Source organism: Halobacteriovorax sp. ZH5_bin.2, assembly GCF_043196375.1.
Taxonomy (GTDB): Bacteria; Bdellovibrionota; Bacteriovoracia; order Bacteriovoracales; family Bacteriovoracaceae; genus Halobacteriovorax_A.
The window spans coordinates 211,827-225,176 of record NZ_JBEBMJ010000001.1; the positions used below are offsets into that span (position 1 = coordinate 211,827).

Below are 13,350 nucleotides of genomic sequence, written 5' to 3' on the forward strand. Positions count from 1 at the left end.
CAGGATGTCCAGAAACGATCTTTCAACATGGTTGTTATCGCACCGTAGTGACGATAGCTGCGAATTGAATGTTAAAACCCCTCTTAGTTACCTTAATGAAGAATGTGAAATTATTGCAGTTGGATCAGGTAAAGGTGGTGTAGGGAAGACTACTACCGCTTTAATGATAGCCAACGAGCTAAGTGCTAAAGGCAAGAAGGTTCTTTTAATCGATTGTGATTATAACCTTTCAAATACTGCCGTGAAGTTAGGACTACCTCTAAACGATAACTTCTATTCACTGCTCTCTTTAGAAAAATCATTCGATGAATGTCTATACAAGCTTGGAAATATTCACCTTCTAAGTGGTTGTAATGGTAATAGTGACTTATTCGATACTAGCTTCGAGCACGATAAATTTATTATTGATATTATCGCGGCCCATAGAAGTGAATATGATCATGTAATCCTTGATTGCCCAGCAGGTGTTAATAAAGAGACGATAAATCTACAGGCCTATGCCGATTATCGTTTTATGGTTGTTAATCCTGACCGTTCATCAATCACAGATACTTATGCCTTAATTAAAATCCTAAATCAAAAATATCAAATTAAAAATAATCACCTCATTGTAAATAGAGTTGATTCAAATCAACAGTATAGAAAAGTTGTTAAGTCTCTAGTGGATACTGTTGCTAGCTTTATGCAAGCTAATCTTAGTGTATTAGGTGGTGTGAAGAATTTAGAAATTCCATCTGACAAATTTGATCACGCACTTTTAAAAACGGAAAAGAATTCCCTTTCGAAATATTACACTAACATCATTAATAAATTTACCGACGAGGACAGTACTAGTCGAGTCGCGCCTGCGTTGCTGAAGGGATTCAGTCGTGCTGGTAGTAACCCACAGCAACTAGCTTAATCAAGGAGTGAGAGAGATGTCATCGTTGGCCAAAAAATTAAAGAATTTAAAAGATTACAGATCAACTGTTGATCCAAAAGTAAAAGATGAGATCGTAGTGGAATACGCTCCACTAATTAAGTATATTGCGCAAAAAATTGCTTCACGCCTACCATCAAATATTGAATTAGATGATCTAATTTCATGTGGTGTTATTGGGCTAATGGATGCGATCGAGAAATTTGATCCTTCACGTGATAATAAGTTTAAAACTTATGCAGAATTTAGAATTAGAGGAGCTATCCTAGATGAACTTCGTTCACAAGACTGGGTACCTCGTTCTGTAAGAGAGAAGGCCAAGCTAATTGACCGCGCATACTCTAAGCTAGAATCTGAACTTGGCCGTCCAGCAACTGATGATGAAATGTGTAAAGAGCTAGAGTGTTCTAAAGAAGAATTTCACACAATGCTAAATAAGGCAAAGTCTGTCTCTATCCTGAATATTGATGACTCAGCGACATTTAATCGCAATGACAAGCGTGCAATGGCAGGACTAAATGAAGACAGTAAGGCAATGAATCCATTCACTGCTGTTTCAAATAAAAACTTCAGAGACAAAATTAAAGAGGGGATTGAGCAACTTCCAGAAAAGCAAAGACTTGTTCTTTCTCTTTACTACTATGAAGATCTTAACCTTAAGGAAATTGGTCAGGTACTAGATGTAACTGAATCACGTGTTTCTCAATTACACACTCAAGCAGTAATGAAACTTAAAGCTAAGCTACAAACTATGTTCGAAGGTTATGAAGAACTAGTTAGCTAATCACAATACAATTTTAAAAACATACTTTTTTACTCAGGCCCTTTCAATTAAAGGGCCTTTGTTTGCCTATAAAATAAATTAATTAAGCCTTTAAAATTCAATTAAAAAATTGCATAATAGATTTAGAAATTCTTACGTTCACAGGATGTGAAGGACCGTTAACATATGGAAGTGATTTTCCCATTCCGACATTTAGGAGACCTATAATGAAGCTTCGTTTCAGTAAGCCGTTGTTTATCTATTTCTCTGTTTCTCTTATTCTAACGACAGCACTTATTTCATACGGTGTTTGGTCCTTTTGGAAGAATGGCCCAGCTAATTTTGATCGCATGACAATGGTCTATGAATCAACTTCTAAATTTGAAGAGGTGAAGAATTCCAATACTCTTGAAGATATTAAAGAGTTAGTAAGAGTTGATCGTACAAAAGAGGCAACATCTGAATTCGAAAGATTTCAAACTTCAATTAAAGAACTAAATGAAATCGTAAACATTGCTGAATATGAGGCCCTACATAATAATTTCTCTGATCTGAGAAAGAAATTAGATGACATTACAACTTCTGCAAATAAATCAACACTTATTAATGTTCTTAGAACGAAGATGATTGGTTTCCAAAATTTCGTTGTCCATAATCAGTGGAGAACTTTAACAAGAATTTCAAATAAAATTAAAACTAAAATTTCAGTGGGAACAACTAAGAGTTCTAATTTTTACAGTTACGGAAATTTAAAACGTCTACATGCTTCGATAGCAGGTGATGTGGACTATATGGAAAAGGTAACAATGAGATCAGTTCTTTCGGATGAAGATAAGAACCTTATTGTTGTTCGTCTTGGAACTTTAAGAACTGAATTAAATCTTTTAGAGAAATCTCTTAATACACTTCGTGACTTTGATAGTATTTGGAAGACTACAAATAAGAGCTATCTTGCATGGAGTGAGAAGTTTGGTCCAAAACTGACTTATCAAAAAATTGAATTAAATCAAACTTCTCAAACAACTTTATATGGACTTGTCGCAATTATCGGAATTTTAGTTACAATTTTTGCAGGTGGACTTTTTATGTTCGCTTACTCTGAAAAAAGAGCAAAGAAATTACTAGAAGCTACTTCACTTGATCTTATTAAAGATGGAGTAATACCAGTGAAAGCATCTCTTAAAGGAGATTGGTCACATCCATTTAAAGAAGAGATTGAAAAATACCGTGGCTATATTCACAAGAGAATGAGCTTTGGTTCGATCTTTCAAGATGCGATGCCTTTCTCATCACTCCTTTTAGATTCAAATCTTAATGCTGTTTGGGCCAACTCTTTATTCTATGAGCACTGGAGTATCGATAGTGCTAAAAAAGATATGAGTATCACTTGGGACTATTTAAGTACATTTACAAATCTCGGTGAAAATGACCCTGTCATAAGTGCTGTAAGAGACGGTGTGGCAGGAATTTATCAGATTCAAGTAAAAACAGAAAATGATAAAGAAGCAGCACCATTTGAAATGTACGTTTCTCCAGTAGAGTATGCAGATCAAAAACGTATTATGGTTATCTTCTATCCTTTAAGAAGTTTAGAGGAGACGTTATCTAATCAAATGAAGTCAGTTGTTTCTCCGGTTTGGAAGTCTCTTGATGCTCTCATTGAGGATAAATTCAATGGTGAGTTTAGAGAAAAGTTGCAACAAGATTTTTCAGCTGCTGGGATTGATAATGTATATGAAAAATTCACTAAAGTTAATGATCACTTCTTAATGCAGAAAGCTTCATTCTTGAAGGAGATTGAGCTTCTGGAAAATAACTTATTTGAACAATATAAAATTATTGATGACGTTAGAATTATTTTTGAAGGTCAGAAAGATTTACAAAAAGATGCGATTAATAAATTCAAAATTGCAAAAGATAAAATTGTATCAGTTGTTGAAATGAGAGCTAAGTTTGAAGAAATGAATCGTTATATGATCGAAATGACAAACCGCTTATTTGACGAAGAAATTGAATTAGCAACACGATCAGGTGAGATTGTTGAAATTATTAATGAGAATAAAGCAGCTTATGCAGGACTTGTAAGGTCACGTGACCAATTTAAATCATTAAAGTCACAAGTTGAGTTGTTTAGAGCGAGAAGTTCTCAAATTATCGATCAAATCCAACGAGGAGTTGCTAGTGAGACAACTGTTGGGAAGTTTGCTGGTGAGCTAAAAGAATTTAACTCGACTCTTGGTAGTTTCTCAAAAGTTTCAACACAACTAGATGTTGGGCTTTCTAAAGTTCAAATCATTATGGATAGTAAAGAAGTGCCTGATGTTAGTGCCATTAAAGATACTTTCAAGGCAATTAGAAGTGAAATTAATGATGTTGCAACTCAAACGCAACACCTATCACGTTTTGCTCAAGAAGAGGACGAAGAACTTATTTCTTCACTTCGCGGCCTTTATGGAAGTTTCCAAAATCTTCGCACTCAAAATGGCGAGATCGAATACACTGTTGCTGATAGTAATCCTATATTGTAAAAAAAAAGGCTCCTTAGGGAGCCTTTTTTATTTCTATAAATCAAAGTGATCTAAAAACATATTTAAATTCAAGTCTTCAGGTTCTCCTGAATTATCGATGACAGTGTCAGCAAGCTTTGCTTTTTCTTCGATGTCGATTTGTTTTGCTAGAATCTTACAGGCTAGATCTTTTTCTATTCCATCACGGGCCATTAGGCGTTCAACTTGTTTTGCACGTGGGCAGTAAACAACGGCCTTGTGATCAATGAAAGAATCGAGATTCTTTTCAAATAAAAGAGGAACATCATAGATCACAACCTTTGGAGAACCGAGATCTTTAAAAGCTTTTAAGAAAGCTTCGGGAAGCTGACGATAGATTAAGCTTTCAATATCATTTTGGATTTGAATATCTTGAAAAAAGTATTCACGCAGTAACTTAAAGTTAATTGTGTTATCTTCTTCGACAACACGTGGGTAATAATTTTGTAAGTGCTCAAGAGACTCTTGTGTCTTATATACTTCTTTGACAAGAGCATCTGCATCGATGATAGGGAAGCCTTTTTCACGTAGTAACTTAGATACTGTGGATTTTCCTGTGGCGATACCTCCTGTTAGTCCAACAACAGGACAAGGCATTTGATAAAGACGCTTATCTTTTTTTAGAGTGATAAATTCTTTTTTTAGCTTAATAGGTGATGCTTTCATAACTAGTTGCTTTTTTCGATTTCTTTAACACGAGACCAGAGAGTTTCAAGTTCGTCCTGAGAGCTTTCACGAATGACAATACCTTCTTCTCTGGCAATGTCTTCAAGCTGATTAAAGCGTCTTTTAAATTTTAAGTTTGCTTCTCGCAATGTGATTTCTGGATCTAGATCGAGATGTCTTGCAAGTTGTGCAACTGAAAATAAAAGATCTCCCATTTCTTCTTGGACTCTTTCTTTATTGAGCTCGCGCCCTGGAGTGAGTTCTTCTTTTAGCTCCTGCCACTCCTCTTCGACTTTATACATTACTTGCGTGTAATCTTCCCAGTCAAAGTTTATTTTATTCGTTTTCTTTCCAATTTTTGCAGCACTTGTAAGGGCCGGAAAAGAGAGGAGTTCATTACAAATTTCATATTTCTTAAGGCTTTCTTCATTTGCTTTTTCCGCCTTCTTTATTTCTTCCCAACGTTGTTTAATTTCCGCAACATCTTTTGCCTTGTTGTCCGTAAACACATGGGGGTGGCGTCTTACCATTTTATCAGCGATTGTCTTAGCAACAGAGTTAAGATCAAACTTAGACTCTTCACTTGCTAATTGAGAGTGAAGGACAACTTGAAGAAGAACATCACCTAATTCGTCTTCCATCTTTTTGTAGTTACCATCTTCAACTGCATGCATGAACTCATATGACTCTTCCATCAAATACTTTAGAAGGGACTTATGAGTTTGTTCTAGATCCCATGGACAACCGTCTTTAGGATCTCTTAACTTTGCAACAACTTCTCTTAATCTTTCCATTTCGCTTAGTGACATAACTTTGCCTTGGTAATATAATCTATGTAACTTAAGACAGAATAATACACCCTTAAAAAGAGATTGGAAATAATGGCCTATAGCGCAACTATTCAAGTGAACAAATCAAGACTTATTGTTAACTTAGCTGACAATTCTAGAAGTGATTGGGGACTTACGGCCTGTGAAAATATGCTAAAAGACTCACTTGTTGTCTTAAGTAACTTTCTTTATTCAAAGAACACTTGTTTAGACAAGAAGGTTCACGAAGAGATTGAAGTCGATCTTCACTTTTGTGGTGACTCTCGTATGAAACAAATTAATCGCGATCATCGAGGTAAAGATAAAACGACAGATGTTCTTTCTTTTCCTATGTATGAGAGTTTGCGTCCCGACAGTACGGATTTCGTTCTTCCTGGGCCTGTTATGCTTGGTGATATTATCATCAGTCGAAATGTGGCAGCAAAGCAAGCAAAAGAGTTTGATCTTGAACTTGAGCAAGAGGTCATTCACTTATTTTGTCACGGACTTCTTCATTTGTTAGGATATGATCACGAAATCTCACAAGAGGAAGAAGAAATTATGGAAGCTCTTGAAAAAGAGATTTTAACTAAAATTAAAAAATCTAGGCAGAAGAAATAGGAAAGTAGAGATGGAAGAAAGTACTCGCATAGCCCTTGGTGAGAAGAAATCACTAATGGCAAGTTACGATGATAAGCTTGCTAGTCTAAGGAGGTCACTTTGATGTTGACCAAAAGTCAGCACGCATAAGTGAAATTCAAGATATGGAGGCCATGCCTGGTTTCTGGGACGACAATCAGAACGCTGCCAAAGTTCAAAAGGAAAAAAACCTTTTAGAAGATGTCGTTAATACTTATACAAAATTAAAAGACCTATATGATGAATTCGAAATTTTAATTGAGTACGCAGCTGAAGGGGATGAAGATTCTGCAACTGGGGCGATTGAGATTGCTGATGAATTTGTCGATGAATTCAATAAGGCAGAACTGAAGGTTCTTCTTTCTGATGATGCCGATTCAAATAATGCTATTGTCAGTATTAATGCTGGTGCCGGTGGGACTGAATCATGTGACTGGGCAAGTATGCTCTTTAGGATGGTTAATCGCTGGGCCGAACACAAGAACTTTAAAGTTCAAGTTCTTGATGTACAAGATGGTGATAGTGCAGGAATTAAATCTGCTACGATGCTAATTGAAGGTAATTACGCCTACGGAAATCTAAAGTCTGAAACTGGTGTTCATCGCCTTGTTCGTATTTCGCCATTTGATTCAGCAAATCGTCGCCATACTTCGTTTGCTTCGATCTTTGTCTCTCCAGAAGTGGATGACGATATTGAAATTGAAGTTGCTGATAAAGATATTCGAATCGATGTTTACCGCTCAGGTGGAGCTGGAGGTCAGTCGGTTAACACAACTGACTCAGCCGTTAGGATTACCCACTTTCCAACAGGTTTAGTTGTTACTTGTCAAAATGAAAGATCACAGCTGCAAAATAAAATTCAAGCAATGAAAGTTCTTAAGTCTCGTTTATATGAGTTAGAACTAGAAAAGCAAAGAGCAGCAGCTGCAGAAGAAGAAGCTAATAAGAAAGAAATTGGATGGGGAGCGCAGATTCGCTCTTATGTTCTACATCCTTATAAGATGGTTAAGGACCACAGAACGAATTTTGAATCATCACAAGCTGAAAAAGTTTTAGATGGTGATATCGATGGTTTTATGGATGCCTACTTAAGATGGTCAGTTGATGGGATGAAGGAAGAGTAAATTGAGTTTTTTCTATCTTTTTAAAGATTTCCAATTACTTTTTTTTCGTGATCGATCTTCGCGCTATTTTATAACCGCCACAATACTGGGCTTAATGTTTTCTTTAGCTGTCATCCTTTGTAGCTTAGCTCTTATGGATGGCTTTGGAGTTACGCTTAAAAAATCATTAAATGCTGGAAGTGGTGAAGTTATTCTTACGGCCACAAATGGATTTTTTGAATTAAACGAAAACGAACAAAAAGATCTTAATAATTTTCCAATCGAAACAAAGATACCAATGCTACGTACCCAATCTTTTGTTAACAAAGATGAAAAGGGAAAGGCCGTCTTTGTTGTTGGTGTTAATGAACAAATCAATCAATTAGATAATGGTCTTGTTGAGCCACAAGAAAATGAAGTTATTATCGGTGATCTACTTGCGCAAGATCTAAAAGTTAAAGTTGGTGATACTCTGAAGTTTAGTTTTTCTGCAGGGAAATTAGGTGAGCGTTACTTACCAACCAATGCCGTCTTAAAAATTAAAGATATTAAAACTTTCAAGATCCATGAGTATCGAAGCCGTTTTGTTTATGTGAATTTAAAAAAGATTCAAACCCTTTTAGGGGTTAAGGGTCGAATCAATTTAATGAGCCTAAGACTAAAGCCTGAATATCGAAGTCTGGCCAAGATTAATGAAGTGGTGGCAGATATGAAGAGTGTCTTCTACTATGAATACAATATTGCTCCGTATTGGAGTGATTTTGCAACATTTCTTAAGGCCGTCGAATTTGAAAAGTATATGATTTCAATTGTCTTTTCAATTGTGGTTGTTTTGGCCATTTTCAACTGTCTTGCTTTTATTATTTTTTCTAAGGAAAGACGCTCTCAAGAAATATTCTTACTCTACGCAATAGGACTTTCTCCAAAGAAGTTTAGAACGCTATGGCTAGTTCAAAATATTGGGATCTGGTTTCTTGCCTTTATGGGCTCGCTTATTTGTGTTGAAGTCTTTGACTACTTCTTAGGGACGCTTGATATCTTCTCTCTTCCTACAGATGTCTATCACCTAAATCGCATTGAGCTATTCTTATCATTAAGAGATATTTTTATTGTTGGATTTATTTCATTTATCTTTATTATATTTTTAACTTTTATAGTTCTTAAAAGACTAGATTCAAAATCAATGGCCCAAGGTCTTAGAGAGGAGTTTTCGTAAATGGCAGTTTTAAATGTATCGAATGTTTACAAAGACTTTGGAAACTCCCATATCCTAAAGGGTGTTGATCTCGAATTATCTCAAGGCGAGCAATGTGTTATCAAAGGCTCATCTGGTTGTGGGAAGTCGACTCTTTTGTACTTGATTGGCGGCCTCGAAAATATTACTTCCGGTCAAATTACAGTCGACAACTTAAATATTGGCCAAATGAATGATGCAAAGCTAGCAAATTATCGTAATTCCAAAATAGGATTTGTTTTCCAATTTCACTTTTTACTCTCATCTCTTACTTGCCTAGAAAATATTCTTCTACCGGCACGCTTAGGGGGACATGATGTGTCAAAAGTGAAGAAGTATATTCTTTCACTCGCCAAGACCCTAGGAGTTGCTGAGTGCCTCAAAAGGTACCCGTATGAAATTTCTGGTGGTCAGCAGCAGCGTATAAATCTGATTCGTGCTCTATCATTGCGTCCTAAGCTTTTATTGTGCGATGAGCCTACTGGGAATCTCGATTCGAAGAATTCTAAAATTGTGGCCGACCTTATTTTTGAGCTTTCAAGAGAGCTTGGAACAACCCTTCTTGTGGTCACTCATGATGAGGAAATGTCTCGAAAGTTTAGTCGTGTTCACACGATGATCGATGGGATCCTGCATTAGTTGGTCACTTTTTTGTGCAGGATGTTCGTTTTTCTTTTTGTAACTTTGTAAGATTATTGATATTTTTTTACTCAAGTATTTTTTGTCTGCACACACACACATGGCAAGATCGCTGGATCATGGAGACTAGATGATTAACTCTTGGAAGAGTTTTATATATATTATTGTTTTTTCAATTACCTTAAGTATTCAAGCAAGTGAAATTGGACCACGTGTACGTCTATTTAAAATCTCAAGTGTTGAAGTTCAAGGTTTAAAGAAAGTAGAGAAGGAAGCTGTACTCGATAAGCTACGCTCTCGTGCGGGCCTTACTCTAACGAATGAAACACTCTTTGATGATATCAAGACTATCTATAATCTAAAGTACTTCGAATCAGTAGAAGCGCATCAAGATGGAAATAAGCTAATCTTTAAAGTTGTTGAAAAGCCTATTATCGCTAAGATTGTTTTTAGAGGTAATGATGAGGTTGATAAGGACGATTTAAGCGAAGGCCTTAAAACGAGAGAATATTCAATTCTTGATATTAACTCGATTCAAGCCGATGTTCGCCAGATGGAAAAGACCTATGAAGAGAAGGGCTTCTACCTAGCTAATGTTTCATATGAAATTAGACAAGTTGATAAAGAGAACGTTCACCTTGTTTATAATATTAGTGAATACGATAAGGTTCGAGTTAAAAAGGTTACGTTTCTAGGGTTAACTGCTTTTGCTGAAGAAGAAGTTAAATCAATTATGGAAACAAGAGAGGAGAGTCTATTCTCATTCCTTTCGGGTTCAGGAAATTTTAAAGAACTTAATTTCAAAACAGATATCGAAAGAATTAAATACTTCTATTCAACGAAAGGTTACCTACAAGTTAACGTGGCCGTTCCTGAAGTTACTGTTTCTGAAGATAAGAAATGGGTTTTCATTACTGTTAAAATTAAAGAAGGTCCAAAATTTGATGTACGTGATGTGTACTTTCAAGGTGAGCTTCTTTTTACAGAAGATGAGCTAAGAGAGAAGACTAAACTTAAGGCCGGTGAAGTTTATTCAGAAGAGTTATTAAGACGTGATATTCAAACACTTACTGAGTCATACCAAGACCTTGGCTATGCCTTTGCCAACGTAATTAGAAATATCCAATTAGTTCCAGGTGAGAATAGAGTTGATATCCAATACTCATTTGAAAAAGGGAAACTAGCTAAGTTTGGACGTATCTCGGTAACTGGAAATACAAAGACTCGTGACAAGGTAATTCGCCGTGAACTTAAGATTCACGAGGGTGGAAAATATTCTGGTTCTGGTCTTCGTGAGTCAAAAGAGAATGTTAACCGCCTAGGTTTCTTTGAGCCAGGAAGTGTTATCTTCAATACGGTTTCTTCTCCTGGGCAAGATGATGTTCTTGATGTGGAAATTAGTGTTAAAGAAAAGAGTACAGGGCAAATTTCACTTGGTGCTGGTTATTCAACTGCGACAGGTGGATTCTTTCAAGCTTCGATTTCTCAGAATAACTTTAGAGGTTTAGGACAACAACTATCGTTCTCAACTAATATTGCAAAAGAGCAACAAAATTTTTCTCTTTCATTTACGGAGCCATACTTTATGGACTCTAAGTGGACTCTAGGAGGCGAGGTCTTTAGAACTGTAGATACTCAATTAGACTCATATGATTATAAGAAACATGGTTTTGCTGCTCGTATTGGTTATCCAATCTTCGATTACACAAGACTTTATACAACTTATAAACTTGAAGAAACTGAGTTAACAGATATTAAAGATCCGACAGTCGATGAGAATGAAGATGGTGTTACATCTTCTGTTCGTGTTGCCGTTGTAAAAGATAAGAGAAATAACCGCTTTGAGCCTACGGACGGATACTACTGGAACCTTGCAACTGAGTACGCTGGTTTAGGTGGAGATAAGAAGTGGTGGAAGAACGAAATTGATTTACGCTACTTCTATCCTGTATGGAAAGAGCTAGTATTTAGAAGTCGATTCTACACTGGTAAAATCGAAGAGAAGCAAGGTGTTCCAGTACCTAGAAATGAGAAGTTCTCTCTTGGTGGTGCTAGAAACCTACGTGGTTATGATATTGAAGATATTGGGCCTAAAGAGTCTGTAACATATGATCACGATAATGATCCAGGAACTCCAGATAAAACAGAGTCATTTAATATTGGTGCTCCATTTACTGCTTTTACAACTCTTGAGCTTGAGCACCCTCTTGCAAAAGAAGCAGGTCTTAAATTTGTTACTTTCTTCGATGCTGGTACAGCAAAGAGACTAGAAGATATCGATAAGATATATATGGATTATGGTTTTGGTTTCCGTTGGTTCTCACCAATTGGTGTTCTAAGATTTGAGTGGGGGGTTCCTATTAACCCTGACCCAGATATGAATAGCGGGACTAAATTCCACTTTGATATTGGACAATTATTCTAATTCGTAAGGAGACGATATGAAAAATTTATTAGTGATTGGATTACTTTTCTCTTCATTAACTGCATCGGCAATGAATATTGGTCGTGTTGATGTTCAAAAAGTTCTTTTAACAGTTAAAGAATCTAAAAAGATCAAAGATAAGCTGCAAAAAGAAATTGATAAGAAGCAGGCTGAGCTTAAGAAAGAAGAAGAAGCTCTAGTAAAAGAAAAAGAGAAGTTTGAAAAACAAGCTCTTGTTATGAATGAAAAAACTAAGCAACAAAAAGGTCAAGAACTACAAAAGAAGTTCTTCGGTTTCCAACAAAAAATGCAGAAGTATCAAGGTGAGCTTGCAAAAATGGAACAAACTGCAAAGGGACCAATTTTAAATAAAATTAAAGGTGTTGTTGAAGAAGTATCAAAAAGCAAAGGTCTAGACTGGACTTATGAAACATCAACAACTCCAATTCTTTACATCAAAAAAGTAACTGACATTACTGAAGATGTAATTAAAGCTTACGATAAAAAACATAAGTAATTTGCTAATTAAAAAAGACTCATGAAGGGAATACGTAGGTATTCCCTTTTGTCGTTTTAAAGGAGGGGATAATATGTCCATTCTTATTAAAAATATTATTGAAAACGATAGCGATATGAGTTTTCTATCTGGAAATTCTGATTACGAAGTAACAGGAATTTCTTCGATGGAAGAGATTATTGAAGGAAGAATTCTCTTTATTGGTGCTAAGAAATTTTTAGCAAAGTACCAAGAAGCGAAAGCTAGTGAGAATCTTGCATTAATTGTCGATGCAAAACTCTTTGAGTCACTAGAGGACTCTCAAAAGAAAGAACTTGAAGATAGTTCAAAGGTGTTAATTTCTTCAACGAATATTCCTATCTCAATTACAAAAGCATCTAAAATATTTTTCGACGAAAAACTTGGTTCACTTAGCTATGATCTTGATGGCCGAAAAAGTGGCATGGCCACAATTCATCCTTCTGTAAAAATAGCTGAGAATATTTTTATTGGAGAAGGTGTCGAAATTGCTGCTGATTGCACAATCATGCCCGGTTGTGTGATTTTACCAAATGTTAAAATTGCCGAAAATTGTACAATTTATCCTAACGTGACAATTTATCCTCAAACTGTCATTGGAAAGAATTGTCGAATCCACTCCGGTACGACTATAGGTAGTGATGGATTCGGTTATAACTTTCATCAAGGTGTTCATCATAAGATTTGGCACTTCGGTGGAGTTGTAATTGGTGATGATGTTGAAATTGGTTCAAATACGAGTATTGACCAAGGAACATTTTCACCGACACGTATTGGCAATGGCGCTAAAATTGATAATCTAGTGCAAGTTGCACACAACGTTCAGCTTGGTAATGGAGTTATTCTCTGTGGACAAGCAGGACTTGGTGGCAGCACAAAGATTGGAGATTACGCTGTTCTTGGAGGAAAGGCCGCTGTCGCTGACAATTTAGAAGTCGGGATGGCCGCTCAACTTGCAGGTGGCAGTGTCGCTATTGGAAACGTGAAGCCGAAGGAAATCGTTGGTGGATACCCGGCAAGACCTATGCGTGAATTTTTACGAGGAATTGCTTTTTTACGAAAGAATATTTAA

At 36.1% G+C, this 13,350-nt stretch carries 12 protein-coding genes; 10 read left to right on the forward strand and 2 right to left on the reverse strand.

The annotated features are described in order from the left end of the window. Window positions 1-4 precede the first annotated feature (4 nt). The 3 genes from ABMA76_RS01000 (at window position 5) to ABMA76_RS01010 (ending at window position 4,210) form a co-directional block, all read left to right on the forward strand. Window positions 5-901, forward strand: coding sequence for a MinD/ParA family protein (locus tag ABMA76_RS01000; protein WP_392910390.1), 897 nt, complete (start codon window positions 5-7; stop codon window positions 899-901). Window positions 902-917: 16 nt separating this feature from the next. Then, on the forward strand, window positions 918-1,703 hold the full coding sequence (locus ABMA76_RS01005) for a FliA/WhiG family RNA polymerase sigma factor (RefSeq protein WP_392858414.1): 786 nt from the start codon (window positions 918-920) through the stop codon (window positions 1,701-1,703). Between the two features lie 206 nt (window positions 1,704-1,909). Further along, a complete protein-coding gene (locus ABMA76_RS01010; protein ID WP_392910388.1) occupies window positions 1,910-4,210 on the forward strand; it encodes a hypothetical protein in 2,301 nt (766 codons plus the stop codon). Between the two features lie 33 nt (window positions 4,211-4,243). On the opposite strand, the gene coaE is transcribed toward ABMA76_RS01010, so the two are convergent. Both coaE and mazG read right to left on the reverse strand, forming a co-directional pair. Beyond that, complete coding sequence (gene coaE / locus ABMA76_RS01015; RefSeq protein WP_392910386.1) at window positions 4,244-4,894, reverse strand: dephospho-CoA kinase; 651 nt, start codon at window positions 4,892-4,894, stop codon at window positions 4,244-4,246. Window positions 4,895-4,896: 2 nt separating this feature from the next. Beyond that, the gene (gene mazG, locus ABMA76_RS01020) at window positions 4,897-5,703 is read right to left on the reverse strand and encodes a nucleoside triphosphate pyrophosphohydrolase (protein WP_392858422.1); all 807 of its coding nucleotides are present in this window, start codon (window positions 5,701-5,703) and stop codon (window positions 4,897-4,899) included. Between the two features lie 72 nt (window positions 5,704-5,775). Here mazG and ybeY point away from each other — a divergent pair, with 72 nt between their 5' ends. From ybeY to lpxD, 7 genes are all read left to right on the forward strand, one after another. Continuing rightward, window positions 5,776-6,324, forward strand: coding sequence for an rRNA maturation RNase YbeY (ybeY, locus tag ABMA76_RS01025; protein ID WP_393060665.1), 549 nt, complete (start codon window positions 5,776-5,778; stop codon window positions 6,322-6,324). A 28-nt stretch (window positions 6,325-6,352) separates the two neighbouring features. After that, a protein-coding gene (prfB, locus tag ABMA76_RS01030; RefSeq protein WP_392910740.1) for a peptide chain release factor 2 occupies window positions 6,353-7,466 on the forward strand; the annotation gives its coding sequence in 2 pieces (ribosomal slippage) (window positions 6,353-6,424 and window positions 6,426-7,466; 1,113 coding nt in all). A 1-nt stretch (window position 7,467) separates the two neighbouring features. Continuing rightward, window positions 7,468-8,661 carry an ABC transporter permease gene (locus ABMA76_RS01035; protein WP_392910382.1) on the forward strand — a complete coding sequence of 398 codons (1,194 nt, stop codon included), beginning with the start codon at window positions 7,468-7,470 and terminating at the stop codon, window positions 8,659-8,661. Then, window positions 8,662-9,318: an ABC transporter ATP-binding protein gene (locus ABMA76_RS01040; protein WP_392858428.1), complete on the forward strand. Its 657-nt coding sequence runs from the start codon at window positions 8,662-8,664 to the stop codon at window positions 9,316-9,318. A gap of 130 nt (window positions 9,319-9,448) precedes the next feature. Further along, window positions 9,449-11,743 (forward strand): outer membrane protein assembly factor BamA, encoded by a 2,295-nt coding sequence (gene bamA / locus ABMA76_RS01045; RefSeq protein ID WP_392910380.1) that lies wholly within the window; start codon window positions 9,449-9,451, stop codon window positions 11,741-11,743. 16 nt (window positions 11,744-11,759) lie between these two features. Further along, window positions 11,760-12,260, forward strand: a complete 501-nt coding sequence (locus ABMA76_RS01050; protein ID WP_392910378.1) for an OmpH family outer membrane protein — start codon at window positions 11,760-11,762, stop codon at window positions 12,258-12,260. Between the two features lie 73 nt (window positions 12,261-12,333). Then, entirely contained in the window at window positions 12,334-13,350 is a 1,017-nt protein-coding gene (gene lpxD / locus ABMA76_RS01055) for a UDP-3-O-(3-hydroxymyristoyl)glucosamine N-acyltransferase (RefSeq protein ID WP_393060667.1), read from the forward strand.